The organism is Streptomyces sp. NPDC001822 (assembly GCF_042892135.1).
Lineage (GTDB): Bacteria > Actinomycetota > Actinomycetes > Streptomycetales > Streptomycetaceae > Streptomyces.
Genome location: NZ_JBIATW010000002.1, coordinates 373,724 through 398,739 on the forward strand (window position 1 = coordinate 373,724; position 25,016 = coordinate 398,739).

At 72.3% G+C, this 25,016-nt stretch carries 28 protein-coding genes; 20 read left to right on the top strand and 8 right to left on the bottom strand.

Features of this window, described 5'->3' with window-relative positions; genetic code table 11:
- Positions 1-87: 87 nt before the first annotated feature.
- Complete coding sequence (glmM, locus tag ACFYY2_RS06080; protein WP_388737565.1) at positions 88-1,446, top strand: phosphoglucosamine mutase; 1,359 nt, start codon at positions 88-90, stop codon at positions 1,444-1,446.
- 43 nt (positions 1,447-1,489) lie between these two features.
- Here the strand turns inward: glmM and ACFYY2_RS06085 are convergent, their stop codons facing one another.
- Both ACFYY2_RS06085 and coaA read right to left on the bottom strand, forming a co-directional pair.
- Positions 1,490-2,449 (bottom strand): DUF389 domain-containing protein, encoded by a 960-nt coding sequence (locus tag ACFYY2_RS06085; protein WP_388737567.1) that lies wholly within the window; start codon positions 2,447-2,449, stop codon positions 1,490-1,492.
- A 19-nt stretch (positions 2,450-2,468) separates the two neighbouring features.
- Positions 2,469-3,461, bottom strand: coding sequence for a type I pantothenate kinase (gene coaA / locus ACFYY2_RS06090; protein ID WP_388737570.1), 993 nt, complete (start codon positions 3,459-3,461; stop codon positions 2,469-2,471).
- A 204-nt stretch (positions 3,462-3,665) separates the two neighbouring features.
- On the opposite strand from coaA, the gene ACFYY2_RS06095 reads away from it, so the two are divergent.
- The gene (locus tag ACFYY2_RS06095) at positions 3,666-4,481 is read left to right on the top strand and encodes a hypothetical protein (RefSeq protein WP_388737572.1); all 816 of its coding nucleotides are present in this window, start codon (positions 3,666-3,668) and stop codon (positions 4,479-4,481) included.
- Positions 4,482-4,567: 86 nt separating this feature from the next.
- Here the strand turns inward: ACFYY2_RS06095 and ACFYY2_RS06100 are convergent, their stop codons facing one another.
- Positions 4,568-5,023 carry an HIT family protein gene (locus tag ACFYY2_RS06100; RefSeq protein ID WP_388737575.1) on the bottom strand — a complete coding sequence of 152 codons (456 nt, stop codon included), beginning with the start codon at positions 5,021-5,023 and terminating at the stop codon, positions 4,568-4,570.
- Between the two features lie 168 nt (positions 5,024-5,191).
- On the opposite strand from ACFYY2_RS06100, the gene glmS reads away from it, so the two are divergent.
- The 8 genes from glmS (at position 5,192) to ACFYY2_RS06140 (ending at position 12,683) form a co-directional block, all read left to right on the top strand.
- Positions 5,192-7,039, top strand: coding sequence for a glutamine--fructose-6-phosphate transaminase (isomerizing) (glmS, locus tag ACFYY2_RS06105; RefSeq protein ID WP_388737577.1), 1,848 nt, complete (start codon positions 5,192-5,194; stop codon positions 7,037-7,039).
- Positions 7,040-7,053: 14 nt separating this feature from the next.
- Positions 7,054-7,422 carry a holo-ACP synthase gene (locus ACFYY2_RS06110; protein ID WP_327122262.1) on the top strand — a complete coding sequence of 123 codons (369 nt, stop codon included), beginning with the start codon at positions 7,054-7,056 and terminating at the stop codon, positions 7,420-7,422.
- A 4-nt stretch (positions 7,423-7,426) separates the two neighbouring features.
- Complete coding sequence (locus ACFYY2_RS06115; protein ID WP_388737580.1) at positions 7,427-8,878, top strand: NAD(P)H-hydrate dehydratase; 1,452 nt, start codon at positions 7,427-7,429, stop codon at positions 8,876-8,878.
- Positions 8,879-8,926: 48 nt separating this feature from the next.
- Complete coding sequence (locus ACFYY2_RS06120; RefSeq protein WP_388737582.1) at positions 8,927-9,301, top strand: DUF488 domain-containing protein; 375 nt, start codon at positions 8,927-8,929, stop codon at positions 9,299-9,301.
- A 61-nt stretch (positions 9,302-9,362) separates the two neighbouring features.
- On the top strand, positions 9,363-10,517 hold the full coding sequence (gene alr, locus ACFYY2_RS06125; RefSeq protein WP_388737584.1) for an alanine racemase: 1,155 nt from the start codon (positions 9,363-9,365) through the stop codon (positions 10,515-10,517).
- Positions 10,518-10,567: 50 nt separating this feature from the next.
- On the top strand, positions 10,568-11,776 hold the full coding sequence (locus ACFYY2_RS06130; RefSeq protein WP_388737586.1) for an alpha/beta fold hydrolase: 1,209 nt from the start codon (positions 10,568-10,570) through the stop codon (positions 11,774-11,776).
- A gap of 19 nt (positions 11,777-11,795) precedes the next feature.
- A complete protein-coding gene (gene tsaE, locus ACFYY2_RS06135) occupies positions 11,796-12,329 on the top strand; it encodes a tRNA (adenosine(37)-N6)-threonylcarbamoyltransferase complex ATPase subunit type 1 TsaE (protein ID WP_388737588.1) in 534 nt (177 codons plus the stop codon).
- A gap of 168 nt (positions 12,330-12,497) precedes the next feature.
- The gene (locus tag ACFYY2_RS06140; RefSeq protein WP_388737591.1) at positions 12,498-12,683 is read left to right on the top strand and encodes a hypothetical protein; all 186 of its coding nucleotides are present in this window, start codon (positions 12,498-12,500) and stop codon (positions 12,681-12,683) included.
- A 35-nt stretch (positions 12,684-12,718) separates the two neighbouring features.
- On the opposite strand, the gene ACFYY2_RS06145 is transcribed toward ACFYY2_RS06140, so the two are convergent.
- Entirely contained in the window at positions 12,719-13,276 is a 558-nt protein-coding gene (locus ACFYY2_RS06145) for a hypothetical protein (protein WP_388737593.1), read from the bottom strand.
- Positions 13,277-13,446: 170 nt separating this feature from the next.
- On the opposite strand from ACFYY2_RS06145, the gene tsaB reads away from it, so the two are divergent.
- The 6 genes from tsaB (at position 13,447) to ACFYY2_RS06175 (ending at position 16,862) form a co-directional block, all read left to right on the top strand.
- Entirely contained in the window at positions 13,447-14,085 is a 639-nt protein-coding gene (tsaB, locus tag ACFYY2_RS06150) for a tRNA (adenosine(37)-N6)-threonylcarbamoyltransferase complex dimerization subunit type 1 TsaB (protein ID WP_388738589.1), read from the top strand.
- Positions 14,082-14,570: a ribosomal protein S18-alanine N-acetyltransferase gene (gene rimI, locus ACFYY2_RS06155; RefSeq protein WP_388737595.1), complete on the top strand. Its 489-nt coding sequence runs from the start codon at positions 14,082-14,084 to the stop codon at positions 14,568-14,570. The genes tsaB and rimI overlap by 4 nt, the downstream gene beginning before the upstream one ends.
- Positions 14,570-15,676: a tRNA (adenosine(37)-N6)-threonylcarbamoyltransferase complex transferase subunit TsaD gene (tsaD, locus tag ACFYY2_RS06160; protein ID WP_388737596.1), complete on the top strand. Its 1,107-nt coding sequence runs from the start codon at positions 14,570-14,572 to the stop codon at positions 15,674-15,676. Before rimI ends, tsaD begins: the two co-directional genes overlap by 1 nt.
- Positions 15,673-15,942, top strand: coding sequence for a hypothetical protein (locus ACFYY2_RS06165; RefSeq protein WP_388737598.1), 270 nt, complete (start codon positions 15,673-15,675; stop codon positions 15,940-15,942). Before tsaD ends, ACFYY2_RS06165 begins: the two co-directional genes overlap by 4 nt.
- Before the next feature lie 113 nt (positions 15,943-16,055).
- Positions 16,056-16,517: a VOC family protein gene (locus ACFYY2_RS06170; RefSeq protein WP_388737600.1), complete on the top strand. Its 462-nt coding sequence runs from the start codon at positions 16,056-16,058 to the stop codon at positions 16,515-16,517.
- A 72-nt stretch (positions 16,518-16,589) separates the two neighbouring features.
- Positions 16,590-16,862, top strand: a complete 273-nt coding sequence (locus ACFYY2_RS06175; RefSeq protein WP_329208240.1) for a DUF1876 domain-containing protein — start codon at positions 16,590-16,592, stop codon at positions 16,860-16,862.
- A 52-nt stretch (positions 16,863-16,914) separates the two neighbouring features.
- Here the strand turns inward: ACFYY2_RS06175 and ACFYY2_RS06180 are convergent, their stop codons facing one another.
- The gene (locus ACFYY2_RS06180; protein ID WP_388738592.1) at positions 16,915-18,138 is read right to left on the bottom strand and encodes a methyltransferase domain-containing protein; all 1,224 of its coding nucleotides are present in this window, start codon (positions 18,136-18,138) and stop codon (positions 16,915-16,917) included.
- Between the two features lie 82 nt (positions 18,139-18,220).
- On the opposite strand from ACFYY2_RS06180, the gene ACFYY2_RS06185 reads away from it, so the two are divergent.
- The 3 genes from ACFYY2_RS06185 to groL all read left to right on the top strand — a co-directional run bounded on the left by ACFYY2_RS06185 (position 18,221) and on the right by groL (position 21,517).
- A complete protein-coding gene (locus ACFYY2_RS06185) occupies positions 18,221-19,159 on the top strand; it encodes a polysaccharide deacetylase family protein (protein WP_388737603.1) in 939 nt (312 codons plus the stop codon).
- A gap of 324 nt (positions 19,160-19,483) precedes the next feature.
- Positions 19,484-19,792, top strand: coding sequence for a co-chaperone GroES (gene groES / locus ACFYY2_RS06190; protein ID WP_003966899.1), 309 nt, complete (start codon positions 19,484-19,486; stop codon positions 19,790-19,792).
- Positions 19,793-19,891: 99 nt separating this feature from the next.
- Complete coding sequence (gene groL, locus ACFYY2_RS06195) at positions 19,892-21,517, top strand: chaperonin GroEL (RefSeq protein WP_203182029.1); 1,626 nt, start codon at positions 19,892-19,894, stop codon at positions 21,515-21,517.
- A 104-nt stretch (positions 21,518-21,621) separates the two neighbouring features.
- Here the strand turns inward: groL and ACFYY2_RS06200 are convergent, their stop codons facing one another.
- Together ACFYY2_RS06200 and ACFYY2_RS06205 are read right to left on the bottom strand one after the other, a co-directional pair.
- Entirely contained in the window at positions 21,622-22,395 is a 774-nt protein-coding gene (locus tag ACFYY2_RS06200) for an SDR family NAD(P)-dependent oxidoreductase (RefSeq protein WP_388737605.1), read from the bottom strand.
- A gap of 93 nt (positions 22,396-22,488) precedes the next feature.
- Complete coding sequence (locus tag ACFYY2_RS06205) at positions 22,489-23,184, bottom strand: MOSC domain-containing protein (protein WP_388738595.1); 696 nt, start codon at positions 23,182-23,184, stop codon at positions 22,489-22,491.
- 81 nt (positions 23,185-23,265) lie between these two features.
- Here ACFYY2_RS06205 and ACFYY2_RS06210 point away from each other — a divergent pair, with 81 nt between their 5' ends.
- Positions 23,266-24,156: a LysR family transcriptional regulator gene (locus ACFYY2_RS06210; protein ID WP_388737607.1), complete on the top strand. Its 891-nt coding sequence runs from the start codon at positions 23,266-23,268 to the stop codon at positions 24,154-24,156.
- Positions 24,157-24,271: 115 nt separating this feature from the next.
- On the opposite strand, the gene ACFYY2_RS06215 is transcribed toward ACFYY2_RS06210, so the two are convergent.
- The gene (locus ACFYY2_RS06215; RefSeq protein ID WP_388737609.1) at positions 24,272-24,601 is read right to left on the bottom strand and encodes a WhiB family transcriptional regulator; all 330 of its coding nucleotides are present in this window, start codon (positions 24,599-24,601) and stop codon (positions 24,272-24,274) included.
- Positions 24,602-25,016 lie beyond the last annotated feature (415 nt).

The following is a 25,016-nucleotide window of genomic DNA, read 5'->3' on the forward strand; positions in this document are numbered from 1 at the left end:
TGCGCTCTGTTGTGCTGTGTCGTGCCTGGCTCAGCCCTGTTTTCTTTGCTTTGGTTTTGTGGTTCGGAGCACCTTCGGAGGACACCAGTGGGACGACTCTTCGGCACGGACGGCGTGCGCGGTGTCGCCAACGCGGACCTGACAGCCGAGCTCGCGCTCGGGCTCTCGGTCGCGGCGGCGCACGTACTGGCCGAGGCGGGAACCTTCGAGGGGCATCGGCCGACCGCCGTGGTGGGCCGCGACCCCCGCGCGTCCGGAGAGTTCCTGGAGGCCGCCGTCGTGGCGGGCCTGGCGAGCGCGGGCGTGGACGTGCTGCGGGTCGGCGTGCTGCCGACCCCCGCCGTGGCCTACCTCACCGGCTCCCTGGGGGCCGACATCGGTGTCATGCTCTCCGCGAGCCACAACGCCATGCCGGACAACGGCATCAAGTTCTTCGCCCGCGGCGGTCACAAGCTCGCCGACGAACTGGAGGACCGCATCGAGACGGTCTACGAGCAGCACCGCACCGGTGAGCCGTGGACCCGCCCGACCGGTGCGGGAGTGGGCCGGGTCACCGACTACACGGAGGGCTTCGACCGCTACGTCGCCCACCTCATCGGCGTCCTCCCGAACCGGCTCGACGGGCTGAAGGTCGTCCTCGACGAGGCACACGGCGCCGCCGCCCGCGTCTCGCCCGAGGCCTTCGCCCGGGCCGGCGCCGAGGTCGTCACCATCGGTGCCGAGCCCGACGGGCTCAACATCAACGACGGCTGCGGCTCCACCCACCTCGACCTGCTGCGGGCCGCCGTCGTCGAGCACCGCGCCGACCTCGGCATCGCGCACGACGGTGACGCCGACCGCTGCCTGGCCGTGGACGCCGCGGGCGAGGAGATCGACGGCGACCAGATCCTGGCCGTGCTCGCGCTCGCCATGCGCGAGGCCGGACACCTGCGCAAGGACACCGTCGTCGGCACGGTCATGTCGAACCTCGGCTTCAAGACGGCCATGGAGCGCGAGGGCATCCGCCTCGTCCAGACCGCCGTCGGCGACCGTTACGTCCTGGAGGCGATGAAGGCCGACGGCTTCGCACTGGGCGGCGAGCAGTCGGGACACGTCATCGTCCTGGACCACGCCACCACGGGCGACGGCACCCTGACCGGCCTGATGCTCGCGGCCAGGGTCGCCGCGACCGGGCGCACGCTCGCCGACCTGGCCGGTGTGATGCAGCGCCTCCCGCAGGTCCTCGTCAACGTGCCGGACGTCGACAAGTCCCGTGTGGACACCTCGGCCGAGCTCGCCGCCGCGGTCACCGAGGCCGAGCGCGAATTGGGCGACACGGGAAGGGTGCTCCTGCGCAAGTCGGGCACCGAGCCCCTCGTACGGGTCATGGTCGAGGCGGCCGACCTCGAACAGGCGCGTGCGGTGGCGGGCCGGCTGGCCGACGTCGTGAAGTCCGCACTCGGCTGACGGCCCCTCGGCTCCCGGACGGACACCCGTACCGGACGGCCTCTCAGCTCCCGGACGGACCCGGCCTCACGGCCGGGTCCGTCCGGCGTTGGGCGGCCCACAGCGCCCGCTGGACCAGCAGCGTGCACGTGCCCGCGAGCACGATGCCGCCGAGGTTGGCCAGCAGTTGCGCCGACGACCCCCAGGTCTGTTCGAGGTCCTGGTAGCTGAAGGCGACGGCGGCGTTCGCCGCGGCCGGAACCGTCGTCACCGAGATGGCCACACCGATCAGCGCCCCGGACTTCGCCGACGTCAGCGAGAGCGTGCCCGCGATGCCCGCGAGGAGAGCGACGACGAAGGACGTCCAGTCCGGGTGCCAGATGAACCCCGTGTTCGGCCTCTCCGCCCTGATCATGTCGGCGCTGAACAGCCCGAGCGCGTCCATCAGCCACGCGAACCCCGCCGTCAGGACCATCGCCACGGCGAAGCCGCCGATCAGGGCCCACAGCGACCGCCCGACGAGCCGGGGTGCCCGCTGCACCAGCGCCGTGGAGATACCCGCCAGCGGGCCGAACTCCGGCCCCACCGCCATCGCCCCGACGATGAGGACCGCGTTGTCCAGGACCACCCCGCAGGCGGCGAGCATCGTGGCCAGGGAGAGGAAGGCGACGTAGGTCGCGCTGAAGGTCGACTCCTCGTGGGTCACCTCGCTCAGTTCTTCCCAGAGCACCGCGTCGGCGCCCTCGCCCGGTGCCGCCCGCTCTGCCTCGTCGGCGTGCCTGGACAGCGTCAGGTCCATGTTCTCGACGGTGATCGATCCCGCGTCGTCGATGCCCAACCTGCGCAGCTCGCCGATCAGTTCGTCACCGGCCTCCCGCGCGACGTCGCACAGGACGACATCGCCGGCCGGGCTGCGCGCGACTCCGGTGAGCACGGCGAGGTGCGCGGTGCCCACCGTCCGCTCCAGCAACCGCACGACCTCGTCGGTGCGTTCGGCGGGCACGATGAGGCGCAGATGCAGCACGGGCGCACCCTTTCCGTGGTCAGAGCTTGCGCAGCGAGAGCTTCTGGACCTTGTGGTCCGGGCCCTTGCGCAGCACCAGGGTGGCACGGCCACGGGTGGGCGCCACGTTCTCCAGCAGATTGGGCTTGTTGATGGTCCGCCACATGGTGCGCGCGTAGTCCAGCGCCTCTGCCTCGGAGACCTGCGTGTACTTGCGGAAGTAGGAGAACGGGTTCTGGAACGCCGTCTCGCGCAGCCTGCGGAAGCGGTTCAGGTACCAGGTCTCGATGTCCTCGGCCTTCGCGTCCACGTACACGCTGAAGTCGAAGTAGTCGGCGAGCCCGACCCTGGTCCGGCCGTCCTTGCCGGGCAGCGCCGGCTGCAGCACGTTCAGGCCCTCGACGATCAGGATGTCGGGGCGGCGGACGGTGAGCCGCTCACCCGGCACGATGTCGTAGATCAGGTGGGAGTAGACGGGAGCCGTCACCTCGTCCTTGCCGGCCTTGATGTCGGCGACGAACCGGGTCAGCGCCCGCCGGTCGTACGACTCCGGGAAGCCCTTGCGCGACATCAGTCCCCGCGCCTGGAGCTCCTTCATCGGGAGCAGGAAGCCGTCCGTCGTCACCAGCTCCACGCGGGGGTGCTCCGGCCAGCGGGCCAGCAGCGCCTGCAGGATGCGCGCGGAGGTGGACTTGCCCACGGCCACACTGCCGGCGACCCCTATGACGAACGGGGTCCCGCGCTGCGCCCCGTGCCCGTTGCCCGCGTCGCCCAGGAAGGTGTTCAGCGCCCCGCGCAGGCCCGATGTCGCCTGGACGTAGAGGTTGAGGAGCCGGGAGAGCGGCAGGTAGACGTCCCGCACCTCGTCGAGGTCGATGACGTCGCCGAGGCCCCGCAGCTTCTCGACCTCCTCGGCGCTCAGCGGCAGCGGGGTCTTGTCGCGCAGTGCGCTCCACTCCGCCCGGGTCAGGTCGACGTAGGGCGTCGGCGCGTGCTCGGTGCGGCGGGGGCTCCGTGCGGGCGAAGTGATCACGCACTCATTGTCGCGGGAGTTGTGCCGGAGCGGGGGGTGGGGTCGGTCACGTGGGGGATGCCGTGCACGGCGGAGAGGGCCTGCGGGGCGGTGGGGATCACCCTTCGGGAGGGGCGAGGGCGCCCTGTTGGTACTCTGCCGCACCGCCCGCGCCAGGTGATCAACGGCCCGGCGGATCCCCTTCCCCTGAGCGATGAGGTGCGAATGAAGACAAGCGGCAGAACCGGAGCTGCGGGCGTGATCGTGGGGGCACTCGCCCTCTCGGCGTTCGCGGCTCCCCCGGCGCAGGCCGCCGGAACCGGCATCACCGTGTCCCGGGTCGTCGTCAACGGCGGCAAGTCCGTCGTCGTGGGCACCTCGGACGTGAAGCGGCCCTCCCTCACCTTCCGGGTCACCCTGCCCTCCGGTTACAGCACGTCCGACTGGTCCGCGTGGTCCGCGCGTCCGTTCCTGTACCACGGCACGACCGTGGCCAAGGGGCTGGACGACGGCGGCCTGCGCACCGGCATCTACACCTGCTACCCGACGACCGCACGGATCGCGGACTGCGAGGGCAGTCTGTACATCGACCCGCGCTACGACCTCGACTCGAACAACGACGCCACCACCTGGAACATCGGCGTCCTGACGCAGCTCTGGAAGCCGAGCGGCGGGCTCAGGGCGGAGCAGCACGTCACCGCTTCCGGCGCCGTGAAGGTCAAGCGCTGGGCCAAGGCCACGGTCGACGCCTCGCCCGAACCGGTGACGAAGGGCAGGGCGATCACCGTCACCGGCAGCCTCAAGCGTGCGGACTGGGTGAAGCACGCGTACACCGGTTACGCGGGCAAGTCGGTCAGCCTGCAGTTCCGCAAGGCGGGCGGCTCGGCCTACTCCACGGTCAAGACCGCCACGACCAGCAGCACGGGCTCGCTGAAGACCACCGTCAAGGCCACGGTGGACGGCTACTGGCGCTGGTCCTTCGGCGGCTCGTCCACTTCGGGGACGGCCGCAGCCGCGGGCGACTTCGTCGACGTGCGCTGAAAGCCGGCGGCGGCGCCGCTCTGCCCGTGCCGTGCGCGCGTCGCCCGCATCGCGCGGGGAGGCGGCGCCGCCGGTGCGAGGGGGCCTTACGCGCCGTCGAGTTCCGCGCGGAGCGCGAGGGCGATGCCGTCCGCCCGCCCGGCCGTCACCCGCTGCTCCTCCGGCGGCCTCAGCAGCCCGAAGACCCCGGGCCCGCGGTACTCCGGCGGCAGGTCCCCGGCGCGCGGCACGATGTGGAAGTGCACGTGGGCGAAGCCCTCGGCGTCGGCGAACTGGACGACGTACGTCTTGGCGCAGTCCGTGACCGTGCGCAGCGCCCGGGAGAGCCTGACCTGCCAGGTCCCCAGGCCGGCCGCCTCCGCGTCGGTGAGATCGTGCACGGCCGTGACGTGGCGCCTGGGCAGCAGCACCAGCCAGCCCGGCAGCGAGGTCCCGGTCGCGTGCGCCACCCGCCAGTGCCGGTCGTGGGCGACGCGCTCGCGCGGCGGCAGCGCCTCGAACTCCGCTTCCATGCCGCAGGTGTAGCAGTCGGTAGTCGTCATGGACCGGGAGCGTAGTGACCGCCCGGCCCCGGTCGCAGGCGCCCGCGCGAAATCCGCTCGGCGCAACGCCTCGCAGGCCGTACGGCGACAGGCACTTTCCGGCGGCCGTCCGGGCCCGACACACGCATGGCCCTGGGCTGCGGCAGGCAGGAGCCTTAGGGTGCCGATATGTGCGGAATCGTGGGTTACGTCGGGGTGCAGTCGGCGCAGGACGTCGTTGTCGCGGGGTTGAAACGGCTGGAGTACCGGGGGTACGACTCCGCCGGGGTCGCCGTCCTCGCGGACGGCGGGCTGGCCGCGGCGAAGAAGGCGGGCAAGCTCCTCAATCTGGAGAAGGAACTCAAGGACCGGCCGCTGCCGGCCGGGAACGCCGGGATCGGGCACACCCGCTGGGCCACGCACGGCGGGCCCACCGACACCAACGCCCACCCGCACCTCGACAACGCGGGCCGCGTCGCCGTCGTGCACAACGGGATCATCGAGAACTTCGCGTCGCTCCGCGAGGAACTGGCCGGGCGGGGGCACGACCTCGCCTCCGAGACCGACACCGAGGTGGTGGCCCATCTGCTCGCCGAGGCGTACTCGTCGGGCGGTGACCTGGCGGACGCCATGCGCCAGGTGTGCCGGCGGCTGGAGGGCGCGTTCACCCTCGTCGCCGTGCATGCGGACGAGCCCGACGCCGTCGTCGGGGCCAGGCGGAACTCGCCGCTCGTCGTGGGCGTGGGCGAGGGGGAGATGTTCCTGGCCTCCGACGTGTCCGCCTTCATCGCGCACACCCGGTCGGCGATCGAGCTGGGCCAGGACCAGGTCGTCGAACTCCGGCGCGACGGGGCGACGGTCACCGGCTTCGACGGCCGGCCCGCCGACGTGCGCGAGTACCACGTCGACTGGGACGCCTCGGCCGCGGAGAAGGGCGGCTACGCCTCCTTCATGCTCAAGGAGATCGCCGACCAGCCCAAGGCGGTCGCCGACACCCTGCTCGGACGCGTCGACGGCTCGGGCACGCTCCACCTCGACGAGGTGCGCATCCCCCCCGGCGTGCTCCGCGAGGTCGACAAGGTCGTCGTCGTCGCCTGCGGGACGGCCTTCCACGCCGGAATGATCGCCAAGTACGCCATCGAGCACTGGACCCGGCTGCCCTGCGAGACCGAGCTCGCCAGCGAGTTCCGCTACCGCGACCCGATCCTGGACCAGCGCACCCTCGTCGTCGCCATCTCGCAGTCGGGCGAGACCATGGACACCCTCATGGCGGTCCGGCACGCGCGCGAGCAGGGCGCGAAGGTCCTGGCCATCTGCAACACCAACGGCTCGACCATCCCGAGGGAGTCGGACGCCGTCCTCTACACGCACGCGGGACCCGAGGTCGCCGTCGCCTCCACCAAGGCGTTCCTGACGCAGCTCGTCGCCTGCTACCTCGTCGCGCTGTACCTGGGGCAGGTGCGCGGCACCAAGTGGGGCGACGAGATCCGCACCGTCGTGCGCCAGCTCTCCGAGATGTCCGGCGCGGTCGAACGCGTCCTCGGGACCATGGAGCCGGTGCGCGAACTGGCCCGCTCGCTGTCCGCCCACGACACCGTGCTCTTCGTCGGCCGGCACGTGGGCTATCCGGTGGCCATGGAAGGGGCGCTGAAGCTCAAGGAACTCGCGTACATGCACGCCGAGGGATTCGCCGCCGGAGAGCTCAAGCACGGCCCCATCGCGCTGATCGAGGAGGGACTGCCGGTCGTCGTGATCGTCCCCTCGCCGCGGGGCCGCTCCGTGCTGCACGACAAGATCGTCTCGAACATCCAGGAGATCAGGGCACGCGGAGCCCGTACCGTCGTCATCGCGGAGGAGGGCGACGAGGCGGTCGTGCCGTACGCCGACCACCTCGTCCGGATCCCGGCTACGCCTACGCTGCTCCAGCCGCTGGTCGCCACGGTGCCCCTCCAGGTGTTCGCCTGCGAGCTGGCGACGGCCCGGGGCAACGAGGTGGACCAGCCGCGCAATCTGGCGAAGTCCGTGACAGTCGAGTGAGTGAGTGAGCGCGCGTGATCATTGGGGTCGGGATCGATGTGGCGGAGATCGAGCGGTTCGGCGCCGCGCTGGGGCGCACACCCCAGCTCGCCGAGCGGCTCTTCCTGGAGCGGGAGCTGCTGCTGCCCGGCGGGGAACGGCGGGGGATCGCCTCCCTCGCCGCCAGATTCGCCGCGAAGGAGGCCCTGGCCAAGGCGCTGGGCGCACCGGGCGGGCTGCTCTGGACCGACGCCGAGGTGTGCGTGGAGGAGAGCGGCCGGCCCCGGCTGGAGGTGCGCGGCACGGTCGCGGCACGGGCCGCCGAGCTCGGCGTACGCAGCTGGCACGTCTCCCTCAGCCACGATGCGGGGGTGGCGTCCGCCGTGGTGATCGCGGAGGGTTGAGCGCATGCGACATGCCTACAGCGTCGAGACCGTACGGGCGGCCGAGCGGGCCCTGATGGCGCGGCTCCCGGAGGGCACGCTCATGCAGCGCGCCGCCGCGGGGCTCGCGGTGGCCTGCGGCGACCTCCTCCGGCGCAACGGCCGGGTCTACGGCTCCCGGGTGCTGCTCCTCGTCGGCAGCGGCGACAACGGCGGTGACACCCTCTACGCGGGAGCCCGGCTGGCGCGGCGGGGGGCCGGGGTACGCGCGATCCTGACCGCCCCGGACAAGGTCCACCGGGCCGGGCTCGCCGCCCTGCTGGCCGCGGGCGGACAGGTGCTCGACGGCCCGGACCCGGGCCCCTTCGGCCCCGTCGACCTCGTCGTCGACGGGATCACCGGGATCGGCGGGCGCGGCGGGCTGCGGCCCGGGGCGGCCGAGCTGGTGCGGGCTGTCACCCGGGGGCACGCGCCCGTGCTGTCCGTGGACCTGCCGAGCGGCGTCGAGGCGGACACCGGGCAGGTGCTCGGAGAGGCCGTACGGGCGGACGCCACGGTCACCTTCGGCACGTACAAACCGGGGCTGCTCGTCGACCCGGCCGCCGGACACGCGGGGGCCCTGCGCCTGGTGGACATCGGCCTGGGCCCGGAGCTGCCCGCCCGCCCGGACCTGGAGGCCCTCCAGTACACCGACGTCGCCGCCCTGCTGCCGGTGCCCGGCGCGGAGAGCGACAAGTACCGGCGCGGGGTCGTGGGTGTGGCCGCCGGGTCGGAGCGGTATCCGGGCGCGGCGGTGCTCGCGGTCGCCGGGGCGCTGCACGGCGGCGCCGGAGCCGTGCGCTACGCGGGCCCGGGCGCCGACGCGGTGATCGCCCGCTTCCCGGAGGTCCTGGTGCACCCCGGACCGCCGTCGAAGGCAGGACGGGTCCAGGCCTGGGTCGTCGGGCCCGGGCTCGGCGACTCCTCGGCCGCCGCCGGAGCGGTCGCCGACGTGCTCGCCGCGGATGTCCCGGTGCTGGTCGACGCCGACGGGCTGCGGCTGATGGACGCCGGGGCCGTCCGCGCGCGGACCGCCCCCACCGTCCTCACCCCGCACGCGGGCGAGGCCGCCGCGCTGCTCGGGGTGCCGCGCGAGGAGATCGAGGCGGGACGGCTCGCCGCCGTACGGGAACTGGCCGCGCGCTACGACGCCACAGTGCTGCTCAAGGGATCCACGACCCTCGTCGCCGAGGCCGGGGACGCACCCGTGCGGATCAATCCGACCGGCACGTCCTGGCTGGCCACGGCGGGCAGCGGGGACGTGCTGTCCGGGCTGACGGGTTCGCTGCTCGCGGCGGGCCTCGCGCCCCGCGACGCAGCGTCCGTCGGCGCCTATCTGCACGGCCTCGCGGCGCGCCGGGCGTCGGACGGGGCACCGGTCGCCGCGCAGGACGTGGCCGAGGCCGTACCGGCGGCGTGGCGGGATGTGCGGGCCTGATCCAGGCTTGTCCAGACCCGGGAGAACGCGAAGGGACGGTGGTCGGCCATGGGCAGTGCCGTACGCGTACGCAGGGTGTACGACCCGCCGGAGGACGGCGACGGCACCCGGGTGCTCGTCGACCGGCTGTGGCCGCGCGGGGTCTCCAAGGAGCACGCTGCGGTCGACGTGTGGGCCAAGGACGCGACGCCCTCCAGGGAGCTGCGCACCTGGTACCACGACAACCGGGACCGCTTCGACGACTTCGTGGACCGCTACCGCACCGAACTCGGCGATCCGGCCCACGCCGAGGCGGTCGGGGAGCTCCTCGGCCTGCTGCGCGGCGGGGACCCCGTCACCTTCGTGACATCGGTGAAGGACGTCCCCACCAGCCACGTCCCGGTCCTCGTCGACCATCTGGAGCACGCCCTCGGGCGCCGGTGACCGCCTCACCGGGCACGGGAGGTCGAGGGCACGGGCGTACGCCTCTGAGAGACTGGGCGCGATGAACGAGACAGCGACCCTGAGAGCCCGTGCCGAGATCGACCTCGCCGCACTGCGCGCCAACGTGCGCGCACTGCGCGCGCGGGCGTCCGGCGCGCAGCTCATGGCCGTGGTGAAGTCCGACGCCTACGGGCACGGGGCCGTGCCCTGCGCCAGGGCGGCCCAGGAGGCGGGAGCGGCGTGGCTGGGAACCGCCACCCCGCAGGAGGCACTCGCCCTGCGTGCCGCCGGGATCGGCGGCCGGGTGATGTGCTGGCTGTGGACGCCGGGCGGCCCCTGGCGCGAGGCGGTGGAGGCGGGCATCGACGTCTCGGTGAGCGGCATGTGGGCGCTCGACGAGGTCGTCGCCGCGGCCACCGCGGCAGGGGTCCCGGCCCGGGTCCAGCTCAAGGCGGACACGGGTCTGGGGCGCAACGGCTGCCAGCCCGCCGACTGGCCGCAGCTCGTCTCCGCGGCCCGCGCCGCCGAGACCGCGGGCATCCTGCGCGTCACCGGCCTGTGGTCGCACTTCGCCTGCGCCGACGAGCCGGGGCACCCCTCGATCGCCGCGCAGCTGGACGTCTTCCGGGACATGGTGGCGTACGCGGAGAAGGAGGGCGTGACGCCCGAGGTGCGGCACATCGCCAACTCCCCGGCGACGCTCACGGTGCCCGAGTCGCACTTCGACCTCGTGCGCACCGGGATCGCGATGTACGGCATCTCGCCCAGCCCCGAGCTGGGCACCCCGGCCGACTTCGGACTGCGCCCCGTGATGACGCTCGCCGCCTCCGTCGCCCTGGTCAAGCAGGTGCCGCCGGGGCACGGCATCAGCTACGGACACCACTACACGACCTCCGCCGAGACCACCCTCGCCCTGGTGCCCGTCGGCTACGCGGACGGCATTCCGCGTCATGCGTCCGGCCGGGGACCCGTGCTCGTCGGGGGCGCCGTCCGCAGGATCGCCGGCCGCGTCGCCATGGACCAGTTCGTGGTCGACCTGGAGGGCGACAGCCTGGAGGCGGGCGCGGAGGCGGTGCTGTTCGGGCCGGGGGACCGGGGCGAGCCGACCGCCGAGGACTGGGCGGTCGCGGCCGACACCATCGCGTACGAGATCGTCACGCGCATCGGTGCGCGCGTCCCCCGCGTCCACCTCCACGAGGACTCCGGCCGGGGCTGACAGCCAGGCCCGGCCCGCCGACGACGACAACGACGAAGGAGCACGGCACGGTGAGCGAGACCAGCGCCGAGGACGTCATGGCGACCGCGGCCGTCGCGGCGGCCGGCTGGCGCCGGGCGGGCGTCGCCGGGGCGGCGATAGGCGTCATCGCCGCGGGCGCGGCCGCGGGCGTCGCCGTCGAGCGGCTCACGGTGGGCCGGGGCATGCGCAAGAAGGCCCGCCTCGCGCTGGACGCCTCGGGCCCGTACGGATCCCTGCGCGGGCTGCCCGGCCGTGCCGTCGCCGACGACGGCACGGAGCTGTACTACGAGGTCGACGAGACCGAACCGGACAGCGGCACGAGCCGGGCGAGCGCCCCCGCGGGCAGCGGATCGCGCCGCCGCAGGCTCTTCGGCCGCAAGGACCCGGCGGCCGTCACCGTCGTCTTCAGCCACGGCTACTGCCTGGGCCAGGACTCCTGGCACTTCCAGCGGGCGGCGCTGCGCGGACTGGTCCGCACGGTCCACTGGGACCAGCGCAGCCACGGCCGCTCCGAGCGCGGCCGGGCGCAGGCCGAGGGGGTGCCGGTGGGCATCGACCAGCTCGGCCGTGACCTCAAGGCGGTCATCGACGCCGCCGCGCCCGAGGGCCCGCTGGTGCTGGTCGGGCACTCGATGGGCGGCATGACGATAATGGCGCTCGCCGACCGGTACCCGGAGCTGATCCGCGACCGGGTGGCCGCGGTGGCCTTCGTCGGCACGTCGAGCGGCAAGCTGGGCGAGGTGAACTTCGGTCTGCCGGTGGCGGGCGTCAACGCCGTGCGGCGGGTGCTGCCCGGTGTGCTGAAGGCGCTGGGCTCCCAGGCGGAGCTGGTGGAGCGCGGCAGGCGGGCCACCGCCGATCTGTTCGCGGGGCTGATCAAGCGCTATTCGTTCGGGTCGCGGGACGTGGACCCGGCCGTCGCGCGGTTCGCCGAGCGGCTCATCGAGTCCACCCCGATCGACGTGGTCGCCGAGTTCTACCCGGCGTTCACCGAGCACGACAAGAGCGGTGCGCTGCCCGCGTTCAGCGGTCTCCCGGTCCTGATCCTGGCCGGCGACAAGGACCTGGTCACGCCCAGTTCGCACAGCGAGGCCATCGCGGACCAGCTGCCGGACGCGGAGCTGGTCATCGTGCCGGACGCCGGTCACCTGGTCATGCTGGAGCATCCGGAGACGGTCACCGACCGGCTCGCGGACCTGCTGGTACGGATCGGAGCGGTTCCGGCCGGGACGCGCTGATCCTCTAACGTGGGTCGGCATGGAAGCAGCGCACTACGGCCCGGCGACCGGCACCGCCGCACCGGGCACCGTCACCCTGGCTCTCGCCGTGGAGTCCCCCGAAGAGATGAAGGACCTCGGCCGCCGGATCGCCGGAGTGCTGGCCCCGGGCGACCTGGTGATGCTCACCGGCGAGCTCGGCGCGGGCAAGACCACCCTGACCCGTGGTCTCGGCGAGGGCCTCGGTGTGCGCGGCGCCGTCACCTCGCCGACCTTCGTGATCGCCCGGGTCCATCCGCCGCTGGGTGACGGACCCGCGCTGGTCCACGTCGACGCGTACCGGCTGGGCGGCGGTCTCGACGAGATGGAGGACCTGGACCTCGACGTGTCGCTGCCCGAGTCGGTGATCGTCGTGGAGTGGGGCGACGGCAAGGTCGAGGACCTCTCCGAGGACCGGCTGCGCGTGGTGATCGACCGCGCGGTCGGCGACACGGACGACGAGCGCCGCACGGTGACCCTGGTCGGGATCGGGGCGCGCTGGGCGCGGCTGCACGCGGAACTGGCGGCGCGCTGAGGGTGCCGGCGGCGGCTCGCGGGTGAGCGCAGCGGCCCGGTGCGGAATGCTTTCCGACAAGACGTCGGTAAAATGTTGCGCGGGGGAGCCCCGGCGTGGTCACATGGGGTACAGGGATGAGTTAGGTCTACCTAACCACATCTCTCACCGAGGCCCGAGGAGGCATCCATGCCGGCACCCGAGCGTGAAGTGCAGCCCCAGTCGCCGCAGGCGGAGCCGCCGTCGCCCTCCGCGGTGTCGATGAAGGACCTGCTCGCCTCCTGCGCCGCCGCGACGGCGGTCTCCACGCCGCCGCGCGAGGACCGCGAGGACGAGGAGCCGGTGAGGCCGGGCGAGGACCGCGACGCCGCCTAGGATCTTCCCGGCCGGACGCGGCCCGTGCCTCTCGGCTACGGGACGACGACGACCTTCGCGCCGACCGTGGCGAACGTCCACATCGCGTTCCCGTCCGTGCGCTTCATGCGCACCCCGCCCGTCTTGACGGCGGGGTCGGGCCTCTTCATCGAGTTGTCCTGGGCGGCACTGAAGCCGATGGCCACGTCGTCCACGTTCGCGAAGCGCACGACGTGCTCGATCATGACGCCGTCCGAGCCCTTGATGCTGCCGGAGCGCGAGGTCACCTGGTACACGCCGGGCAGCGGGTCCACAGTGCTCGGCATGACGGTGAAGGTCCGCAGCGCCTGCTCCTGGCCGCCGACGATCCACACCCTGCGGTCCTTCAGGGCGTACACGACGCGCGCTCCGGTGTCGGAGTCCTCGGGAACGGCCAGCGGCTGCTTCGACGCGTCGGGCTTCCCCGAGGGCTGCGCGGACGGCCCGGAGGCCTGGGCCGAGGGGGCGACGACCGAGTCGGGCGCGTTCGCCGACGCCTGGTAGGCGAGGAAACAGACCACGGCCAACGCCGCGGCGGTGAGCCCGGCCACGATTCCCGAGCTGCTCCTAGCCACCCTGACGTCCCCTTTCGGATGCCGTTCGCCGCATGTCGTACAAGCGTTTACGTCGTACTCGCCCCTCCCCGGGGGACGCTACCAGCAGCGGAGGGGCGGACCGGGACGCCGAACGGGCTGCCGTGGCCGCGTCGGCGGAGCCGTAGGCTGTTTGTGTGCTGCTGCTCGCCATGGATACCGCCACCCCCGCCGTCACCGTCGCCCTCCACGACGGGTCCTCCGTCGTCGCCGAGACCGGCCAGGTCGACGCCCGGAGGCACGGGGAACTCCTGCTCCCCGCCGTCCACCGGGTCCTCGCCGAGGCCGGGGTGACCCTCGACGACGTCACCGACGTCGCCGTCGGCGTCGGACCCGGCCCCTACACCGGGCTGCGCGTCGGCCTGGTGACCGCCGCGACGTTCGGGTCCGCGCTCTCGCTCCCGGTGCACGGGGTGTGCACGCTCGACGCGCTCGCCCACGCCTCCGGAATCGAAGGCCCCTTCGCCGTCGCCACCGACGCGCGGCGCAAGGAGGTCTACTGGGCGCGCTACGACGACGTCCGCACGCGCGTGGGCGAGCCCGGGGTCGACCGCCCCGCCGACATCGCCGACTCGCTCGCCGGCCTGCCCGTCGCCGGCGCCGGCGCACTGCTCTACCCGGAGGCGTTCCCCGACGCCCGGGGCCCCGAGCACGTCTCCGCCGGCGCCCTCGCCTCCCTCGCCGCCGAACGGCTGGCCGCCGGTACCGGGCTGCTCCCGCCGCAGCCGCTCTACCTGCGCAGGCCCGACGCGCAGGTCCCGAAGAACTACAAGGTGGTCACCCCGAAGTGACCACCGCGACCGCTGTGCTCCGGGAGATGCGGTGGTGGGACATCGCCCCCGTCCTGGAGCTGGAGCACGAGCTGTTCCCCGACGACGCCTGGTCGGCCGGCATGTTCTGGTCGGAGCTCGCCCGCGCCCGCGGACCCCGCGCCACCCACCGCTACGTCGTCGCCGAGGACCCCGACGGCCGGATCGTCGGCTACGCGGGCCTGGCATCGGCCGGTGACCTCGCCGACGTCCAGACCATCGCCGTGAGCCGCGACCAGTGGGGCGGCGGCCTCGGCTCCGAGCTCCTGACCGACCTGCTCCGGCACGCCACCGCCTTCGAGTGCACCGCGGTGCTCCTGGAGGTCCGCGTCGACAACACCCGCGCGCAGAAGCTCTACGAACGCTTCGGCTTCGAACCCATCGGCTTCCGCCGCGGCTACTACCAGCCGGGCAACATCGACGCACTCGTCATGCGCCTGACCGTACAAGGAACAGAGACAGACTGATGGCTGACGAACCGCTCGTACTCGGCATCGAGACCTCCTGCGACGAGACCGGCGTGGGCATCGTGCGCGGGACCACGCTCCTCGCCGACGCCGTCGCGTCCAGCGTCGACACCCACGCGCGCTTCGGCGGTGTCGTCCCGGAGATCGCGTCCCGCGCCCACCTGGAGTCGATGGTCCCCACCATCGAGCGCGCCCTGAAGGACGCCGGGATCAGCGCCCGCGACCTCGACGGGATCGCGGTCACGGCCGGACCCGGGCTCGCCGGGGCGCTGCTCGTCGGGGTCTCGGCCGCCAAGGCCTACGCCTACGCCCTGAACAAGCCGCTGTACGGGGTGAACCACCTGGCCTCGCACATCTGCGTCGACCAGCTGGAGCACGGCCCGCTGCCCGAGCCGACGATGGCCCTGCTGGTCAGCGGGGGACACTCCTCGCTGCTGCTGGCCCCGGACATCACCAACGACGTGCGGCCGCTCGGCGCGACCATCGACGACGCCGCCGGTGAGGCCTTCGACAAGATCGCCCGGGTGCTCGACCTCGGCTTCCCCGGCGGCCCGGTCATCGACCGGCTGGCCAGGGAGGGCGACCCGAAGGCGATCGCCTTCCCGCGCGGACTGAGCGGCTCGCGCGACCCCGCGTACGACTTCTCCTTCTCCGGGCTCAAGACGTCCGTGGCGCGCTGGATCGAGGCGAAGCGCGCGGCCGGCGAGGACGTGCCCGTACGGGACGTCGCCGCCTCCTTCCAGGAGGCCGTCGTCGATGTCCTCACCCGCAAGGCCGTCCGCGCCTGCAAGGACGAGGGCGTCGACCACCTGATGATCGGCGGCGGCGTCGCGGCCAACTCGCGGCTCCGGGCGCTCGCCGAGGAACGCTGCGAGAAGGCGGGGATCCGGCTGCGGGTCCCCAGGCCCGGACTGTGCACGGACAACGGTGCCATGGTCGCCGCCCTCGGCGCCGAGATGGTGGCGCGCAACCGCCCCGCCTCGGACTGGGAGCTGTCCGCGGACTCCTCGCTGCCCGTCACCGAGACCCACGTGCCGGGGTCGCACAGCCACGACCACGACCATGACCACGTCCACGAGGTCAGCAAGGACAACCTCTACTCATGACCGTCGCCCTGATGTGGGAGGCCCGCGCGACCGAGGGCCGGGGCGCGGAGCTGCTGGAGTGGGCCGGGGAGCGGGCGGCCGAGCTGCCCCGGCCGCCGCTGCGCAGCGAGCTGCTGCGGGCCCCCGAGGACCGGGTGCTCGTCCTGACCTGGTGGGACGCGGCGTACGACGACGTACTGCCGGAGCTGCCGGAGCCGGACGCAGGGCTGATCACCCGCGCCGTCCACCGGTGGCGCTTCGAGTCCCTCGGCCCGGCCGTCGGCTGACCCGGGGCCGCGCTCGCGCGCGCCGAGCGCGTGTCCCGATGAGTTCCGGGCTCCGCCGCCGTCTACCTTGCACAGCGTCCGGAGAAGCGGCGCGGCGAGTGGAGGAGAAGGTCATGCAGAAGATCAGGCCCTGTCTGTGGTTCGACGACCAGGCGGAGGAAGCGGCCGCCTTCTACGTCTCGGTCTTCGGCGGTGATTCCCGCATCGAGAACGTCACCCGCTGGCCCGAGGGGTCGGAACTCGCCGGATCGGTGCTGACCGTCGACTTCGTGCTCGCCGGTCAGGAGTACGTGGGCCTCAACGGCGGCCCGCAGTTCACCTTCGACGAGGCCGTCTCGCTGAGCGTGGACTGCGCGGACCAGGAGGAGGTCGACCGGCTGTGGGAGAAGTTCACCGAAGCCGGTGAGGAGAGCCAGTGCGGATGGCTGAGGGACAAGTACGGGTTGTCCTGGCAGATCGTGCCGCGCGAGCTTCCGGAGCTGCTCGCCGGTCCCGACCGGGCCCGTGCGGAACGGGCGATGAAGGCCATGATGGGCATGCGGAAGCTGGACATCCAGGCGCTCCGGGACGCCTGAGCCCCGGCCACGCCGTGCGCGGGCGGGGGAAGGGGCGCACCCTGGAGACAGGGAATCCGGGAGGTGACCGTCATGATGGAGACCACCGTCGGATGGCATATCGAGCTGGAATTCGAGGAGGACACCCACCGCACCCGCGCGGCGGCCCTCGTACGGCTCAGCGACGGGACCGAGGTACGGGCCCACGGATACGCCAGCCGTCACCCCTCCGACGCGGAGCAGCCACGGGTGGGCGAGGAGATCGCCGGTGCTCGCGCGCTGAACGAGCTCGCGATGAAGCTGCTCACCAAGGCGCACGACGAGATCGACGAGGCGTCCGGCCGCACGTCGTACCCACTGACCTGACCTGAGCCGGCCACCGGCGGGCACGAGGACCGGAGAGGCCCCCCGGTGACCCTCAGGCGCGTCCGACCGGCTGCCCGATCAGCATCGTCGGGGCGCCGGCCACCCGGGTGAGGAAGACCGTGGCCGCGTGCGGCCCCTGGAGCTTCATCTTCCGGCGCAGTTCCTCGGGTTCGACCGCGGAGCCGCGCTTCTTGACCGTCAGCACGCCGACCTGACGCTCTCTCAGCAGTGCCTTGAGCTTCTTCATGTTGAAGGGCAGCTGATCGGTGATCTCGTACGCGGCCGTGGTCTCGGACGCGTACGGCACGTCGCTCGTGACGTACGCGATCGTCTCGTCGATCAGCCTGCCGCCGCACCGCTCGACGATGTCGGCGACGAGGTGCGCGCGGATGACGGCGCCGTCGGGCTCGTACAGATACCGGCCGACGGGGCCGACCGGCGGGGCGGGAAGCGGGCCGTCGGAGGCGAGCGTCGTGCGCGACGGGAGCAGGGTGGCCCGGTAGGCGCCGGGCGTGAAGCCCTCGCCGAACCAGAGCACGGCCTCCTTCACGTCCCCGCCGTCCGAGATCCACTCGGCCTCGGCCTGCGGCCCGATCGCCTCGTGGGGGACGCCGGGGGCGATCTTCAGCGCTGCGCGGGGGGCCTTCAGCGCGGCCTCCGTCGCCCAGGAGAGGGGCGGAGAGTATGCCTCCGGGTCGAAGATCCGGCCGCGGCCGCCCCGCCGCGCCGGGTCGACGAAGACCGCGTCGTAGGGCGAGGTGTCGATCTCCGTGACGTCCGCGCACCGCACCTCGACGAGCTCCTGGAGGCCGAGGGCCTCCGCGTTGGCGCGGGCCACGAGAGCCGTCAGCGGGTCGCGGTCCACCGCCAGGACCGCGATGCCCGCGCGGGCCATGGCGATCGCGTCACCACCGATCCCGCAGCACAGGTCGGCCACACTCCGCACCCCGCGCTCCGCGAACCGCTCCGCGCGGTAGGAGGCGACGGAGGTGCGGGTGGCCTGCTCCACGCCGTGCGGGGTGAAGAACATGCGGAACGCGTCCTCCGCCCCGAACTTCGCCACCGCGCGCTGCCGCAGCCGCGCCTGGCCGAGTGCCGCCGACACCAGGCCGGCGGGGTGGGAGCGCCGCAGCCGGGTCGCCGTCGCCAGTTCCCGGGCGGGGTCGTGGTCGCGGAGCTCCTCCAGGAGCGCCGTCCCCCGAGGGGTGCGCAGGGCGGCGAAGGAGGCGAGCTGGTCGGCCTGGTCGGCGGGGGGAAGGGCGTTCACACGATCCATTGTGAGCCAGCCGGGGGACGCGGCGGGCCCGGTGGAGGTGTCGCCGGAGGCGGCCGGGGCGCTGCTGGCAGGATGCGGCGCCATGCAGCTAGTACGACAAAAAGAAGAATCTGCCGTGAAGCGGTACAGACCGGCTTGCGCCGTCCTGGCCGCTCTGCTGGCCGCCGCCGTCGCCTCCGGGTGTGCGAGTACGGGCGGGAAGACCGCGGACCACGGGAAGCCGGCCGCCGGGCAGCCCGGAGCCGCCGCCCGGCCGGGGCCCGCCGCCGCGGCCGCCGCGCGTGCCGAGCTCCTGAAGCGGAAGCAGGCCGCCAGGGCCGCGGTCGCGAAGAAGTGGGGTCTGGCGAAGGTCCCGCTCGTCGCCCCGGCGCCGCCCGCCCGGAAGCCGCGCATCACCACTCGCGAGGGCTTCGAGGTGGAGGGAGGGGAGACGCTGCCCCCCGTCTTCACCACCGTGCCCACCAAGGAGCGGATCGTCTTCCTGACGATGGACGACGGCGCGGAGAAGGACCCCGAACTCCTGCGCATGATGACGGAGCTGAAGATCCCCTACAGCGCCTTCCTCAGCGACTACGTGGTGAGCGACGACTACGGCTACTTCAAGGACATGCAGGCCCGCGGAGTCACCCTCAACAACCACACGCTGAACCACCGCTATCTCCCCGGCCTCTCGAAGTCCGAGCAGCGGCGGGAGATCTGCGGCGAGCAGGACAAGATCGAGAGGTACTTCGGGAAGAGGCCCACCCTCTTCCGGCCGCCGTACGGCAACTACAACGGCGACACCCTGCGGGTCGCGAAGTCCTGCGGCATCAAGGCCGTCCCGCTGTGGGCGGCCGAGGCGTTCCCCGACCACATGGAGTGGCGCGAGTGGGACCAGGACCTGCACCCCGGCGACATCGTCCTCACCCACTTCCGCGGGCGCGAGGACTGGGAGGGGTCCATGGCCGACATGATCCGCCGCGTCATGAAGACGATCACGGACAAGGGCTACGCCGTGGCCAGGCTGGAGGACTACGTCTGACGGGTCGGGCGGTCAGGGGTCCGGGTCTCCGGTGACCGGGGGTGCGGAGGGGCCGGCGGGACGGCGTGCCGCCGGAACACCGCGGTGGTCTCCCGCGTTGTCCGGGCGTGAGCGGTCCCGCGACGCCACGCGCGGGTGGTGAATTGGCACTCCGCTTGACCGAGTGCTAATCGCGGCCATAGTCTCTGTGCTGGCACTCACCGATGGAGAGTGCCAGCACAACCGCGCGACAGGACAGGTCCGGCACCCGCGACGACGGATCGGCCCGGTCGCCACCCACAGACTGTTAAACCCCGTGAGATCTCCGAAGGGGGAGACCGGATCGTGTCGACCACCAGCTCCAAGGTTGCGATCAAGCCGCTCGAGGACCGCATTGTGGTCCAGCCGCTCGACGCCGAGCAGACCACGGCTTCCGGCCTGGTCATTCCGGACACCGCCAAGGAGAAGCCCCAGGAGGGCGTCGTCCTGGCCGTGGGCCCGGGCCGCTTCGAGAACGGCGAGCGCCTTCCGCTCGACGTCAAGACCGGCGATGTCGTCCTGTACAGCAAGTACGGCGGCACCGAGGTGAAGTACAACGGCGAGGAGTACCTCGTCCTTTCGGCCCGCGACGTTCTCGCGATCGTCGAGAAGTAATTCACTTAACGTTTGCTTCCGTTCTGCGCCCCTGGCCCCCTGCGAAATCACTAGCCGGGCGGCGAGGGGCGCAGTTCGTTTGAGAGGACAGCTCAGCCCATGGCGAAGATCCTGAAGTTCGACGAGGACGCCCGTCGCGCCCTTGAGCGCGGCGTCAACAAGCTTGCCGACACGGTGAAGGTGACGATCGGCCCCAAGGGCCGCAACGTCGTCATCGACAAGAAGTTCGGCGCCCCCACCATCACCAACGACGGTGTCACCATCGCGCGCGAGGTCGAGCTCGACGACCCGTACGAGAACCTCGGTGCCCAGCTGGTGAAGGAGGTGGCGACCAAGACCAACGACGTGGCCGGTGACGGCACCACCACCGCCACCGTGCTCGCCCAGGCCCTCGTCCGCGAAGGTCTGCGCAACGTCGCCGCGGGTGCCTCCCCGGCCGCCCTGAAGAAGGGCATCGACGCCGCCGTGAAGGCCGTGTCCGAGGAGCTCCTCGCGACCGCCCGCCCGATCGACGACAAGGCCGACATCGCCGCCGTGGCCGCGCTCTCCGCGCAGGACCCGCAGGTCGGCGAGCTCATCGCGGACGCGATGGACAAGGTCGGCAAGGACGGCGTCATCACCGTCGAGGAGTCCAACACCTTCGGTCTGGACCTCGAGTTCACCGAGGGCATGGCCTTCGACAAGGGCTACCTGTCGCCGTACATGGTGACCGACCAGGAGCGTATGGAGGCCGTCCTCGACGACCCGTACATCCTGATCCACCAGGGCAAGATCGGCTCCATCCAGGAGCTGCTCCCGCTGCTGGAGAAGGTCATCCAGGCCGGCGCCTCCAAGCCGCTCCTGATCATCGCCGAGGACGTCGAGGGCGAGGCGCTCTCCACCCTCGTCGTCAACAAGATCCGTGGCACCTTCAACGCCGTCGCGGTGAAGGCCCCCGGCTTCGGTGACCGCCGCAAGGCCATGCTCGGCGACATCGCCACCCTCACCGGTGCGACCGTCATCGCCGAGGAGGTCGGCCTCAAGCTCGACCAGGCCGGTCTGGACGTGCTGGGCACCGCCCGCCGCGTCACCGTCTCCAAGGACGACACGACCATCGTCGACGGCGGCGGCGACTCCGCCGACGTCAAGGGCCGCGTCAACCAGATCAAGGCCGAGATCGAGTCCACGGACTCCGACTGGGACCGCGAGAAGCTCCAGGAGCGCCTCGCGAAGCTGGCCGGCGGCGTGTGCGTGATCCGCGTCGGTGCCGCCACCGAGGTGGAGCTCAAGGAGAAGAAGCACCGTCTGGAGGACGCCATCTCCGCGACCCGCGCCGCGGTCGAGGAGGGCATCGTCTCCGGTGGTGGCTCCGCTCTGGTCCACGCCGTCAAGGTCCTCGAGGGCAACCTCGGCAAGACCGGCGACGAGGCCACGGGTGTCGCGGTCGTGCGCCGCGCCGCCGTCGAGCCGCTCCGCTGGATCGCGGAGAACGCGGGCCTCGAGGGCTACGTGATCACCTCCAAGGTCTCCGACCTGGACAAGGGTCAGGGCTTCAACGCCGCGACAGGCGAGTACGGCGACCTGGTCAAGGCCGGCGTCATCGACCCGGTCAAGGTCACCCGCTCCGCCCTGGAGAACGCCGCGTCCATCGCGTCGCTGCTGCTCACGACCGAGACCCTGGTCGTCGAGAAGCCGGCCGAGGAGGAGGCCGACGCCGGTCACGGCGGCCACGGCCACTCGCACTAGTACGGTCCCGTACACCGCCGAGGCCCGGTACCCCCGTCGCGGGGGCACCGGGCCTCGGTGCGCCCGCCGTCGTGCCGGTGACCCGCGGCGACGGCCGGGCCGGGCTACTTCGGGCCGTACGTGCGCCCCGCGCGGGTGGTCACGCCGCTCAGAAGGCTCCGGGGCGCGAGCTTCACCAGCCCCATCAGCGTCTTGTACCGCGGGTCCGGGACGGACACCGACCTGCCCCGGGCCAGGTCGGCCAGCGCGGCGGTCACCAGCTTGTCCGCGTCGAGCCACATCCAGCCGGGGATGTCGCCCGTGCCCATCCCGGCCCGCTGGTGGAACTCGGTCCGCACGAAGCCGGGGCACAGCGCCATCAGGCGGACGCCCGAACCCGCCAGGTCCTTCGCGGCACCCTGGGTGAACTGCACGACCCACGCCTTCGACGCCCCGTACGTCCCCCGGGGGAGGAAGGCCGCCACGGAGGCCACGTTGACCACACCGCCGCGGCCGCGCTCGCGCATGGGCCCCGTCGCGGCCGAGGTCAGGCGCAGCACCGCCTCGCAGTGGACCTTGAGCATCGTCAGCTCGTCGGCGACGGAGACGTCGAGATAGCGGCCCTTGTTGCCGAAGCCGGCGTTGTTGACCAGGAGGTCGACCGGGCTGTGACGGTCCGTCAGTCGCGCTTCGACCGCCTCGATACCGGCGTCCGTGGACAGGTCGGCCGTCAGCACCTCGGCCTCGATGCCGTGCCGGTCGTGCAACTCCGTCGCCTGGGTCCGCAGCCGCTCCGTGTCACGGGCCACCAGCACCAGGTTGTGTCCGTCACGCGCGAGCCGCCGTGCGAAGGCGGCCCCGATCCCCGCCGTCGCGCCCGTAATCAGTGCAGTCGTCATGAGCGGCACGTTAGTGCCCCGCACGGGGGTCCCACCGACCAGCCCGGGGAGCGGACCCCGCCGCCAGGTCCAGCCCGGTCCGAACGGAGGACCCTAGGACGCGGGGGCGCCCTCGGCGGGGGCGGGGCCGTTCTTGGCCAGGTAGGCCCGCGCGGCCCGCAGCGTCTCCCCGTGCAGCGCGTCACCGGCGGCGAGCAGGCGCGGCAGCAGGGTGCGTTCCGTGGTCGTCGCCCTGAACTCCAGGGCGGCGGTGATGTCGTGGTCCGGGCGGTGCACGATCTCCACGGCGTCGCCCGCACGGATCGTCCCCGGCGTGATCACGCGCAGGTACGCGCCCGTGGCGGCCTCGTGGGTGAACCGCTTCACCCAGCCGCGCTCTCCCATGTGCCCGGCGAAGGTCCGGCACGGGATGCGGCCCGACGTGACCTCCAGGACCAGTTCCCCGCCGACCCGCCAGCGCTCCCCGATCCTGGCGTGGCTGACGACGACGCCCGACGTCGTCAGGTTCTCGCCGAACGCACCGTTGGGCAGGGGCCTGCCGAGCGTCTCCTCCCAGGCGTCGAGCTCCTCGCGGGCGTACGCGTAGACCGCCTGGTCCGTGCCGCCGTGGTGCCGGAGGTCGCACACGGCGTCCCCGGCGAGGCCGCTGCCGCCGCTGCCCCTGGGACCGGGGTCGGAGACCCGCACCGGCGCGTCGGCCGGCTGCTTGCCGATCCCGGTCAGCCCCGAGGCCGAGTCGGTGTGCGACGAGGGGGTGGGGCGGCCGAGGTTCACGGTGAGCACCTTCATGGCGTACACGGTAACCGTGCGGTACTCAAAGCCGCTCATGATTTATCAGATCATCATGCAAGCGTCGCTTATGGTTGAGGTGTGATCGAAGCCCGTCATCTCCGTGTCCTGCGCGCCGTGGCCACCAGCGGATCGTTCTCCGCCGCCGCGCGCGATCTCGGCTGCACCCAGCCCGCCGTCAGCCAGCAGATGAAGGCACTGGAAAGCTCGGCAGGCACCCCCCTCCTGATCCGTACGGGACGGGAGATGCGGCTGACCCAGGCGGGCGAGGCGCTGGTGCGCCACGCGTCGGGCATCCTCGCCGGGCTCACCGCCGCCGAGGAGGAGGTCGCCGCGATCGCCGGTCTCCGTGCGGGCCGCGTCCGGCTCGTCTCCTTCCCCAGCGGCAGCTCCACCCTGGTTCCCGGCGCCCTGGCCGCGCTGCGGGCCGCGCACCCCGGCACGCAGGTGTCGCTCGTGGAGGCCGAGCCGCCCCGCTCGGTGGAAATGCTGCGCGACGGTGACGTCGACATCGCCCTGGCCTTCCGCTACGGCACCACCGGCGGCGAATGGGACGACCTGGTCGTGCGTCCGCTGCTCACGGACCGGCTGATCGGCCTCGTTCCCGAGGGACACCGGCTGGCCGGGACCCGCGCGGTGGACATCGGTGAGCTGACGGAGGAGCCGTGGATCGCCGGCTGTCCCCGCTGCAGGCGCCAGTTGGTCGAAGTCTGCGAGGAGGCCGGATTCACCCCCCGGATCGACTTCGCCACCGACGACTACCCGGCGGTGGTCGGCCTGGTCGGGGCGGGTCTCGGCATCGCCGTGCTGCCCGAGCTGGCCCTGGAGTCCGTGCGGATCAAGGGGGCGCGCACGGTGACGGTGGAGCCGGCCGTCGAGCGGGAGATCGTCGCCCTCACCCTCCCCGACCTCGCCCGGGTCCCCGCCGTGGCGGCGACCCTGGACCAGCTGTCCGCGGCGGCCGCACGCTGACGGGCGCACCGCGGTCTGCTGCCCGGCGCACGCCCGAGGGCCGGCGCACGCCCGCGGAGGGGTGCACCGGGTGTGAAGGAAAAACGTTTCTGCGTTCGATCGGGCCCGCTGGGTGTCAGGAGGGGTCCGACCCTTCGGACGGCGCGGAGTGGGCGGAGATCAGCCGGTTGCGGGCGCGCCCCATGAGCTCCTCGCGCTCGTCCTCGGTCAGGCCGCCCCACACGCCGTAGGGCTCCCGTACCGCGAGCGCGTGCGCGGCGCACTCGGCGCGTACCGGGCAGCGCATGCAGACCTCTTTCGCCGAGGTCTCACGGGCGCTCCGGGCCGCTCCGCGTTCCCCTTCGGGGTGGAAGAAGAGTGAGCTGTCGACCCCGCGGCAGGCGGCCAGCAGCTGCCAGTCCCACAGATCCGCGTTGGGTCCTGGAAGGCGGGAGAAATCTGCCATTGCGTGTCCCCTCGAAACCTTGCTGAGTCGGAATCGGCTTCCTCGACCGTTGGTGCTCGTCGGTGACCTGAGTCCCGACCGTACATCTACGGTGTTAGTAGATGTAAATATGACTTCTTGCGAATCTAGCCGCAGACGCCAGCAAAAGGGAAGAAAACCCGCTAAATGGGGCAGGTCAACGGATGAGCGGCCTGCCGGAGGGTGGGTGATCCCGTGTCGCTCTGCTCCGTGTGCGGGCCCTCACTTAGAGTGCCGAACCGGGCGCTTCGGCCCGTAACTCTTTCGAGTGACCGTCGTTGATGAAGGGGAAGCGGTTGACGGAGAACGAGCTCGGGCAGATGTCCGAGGGGGTCGACCGCTCAGGTGACGACTTGTATCAGCCTGGAGGCTCAAGGTGACGTGCATCAGCTTCGGA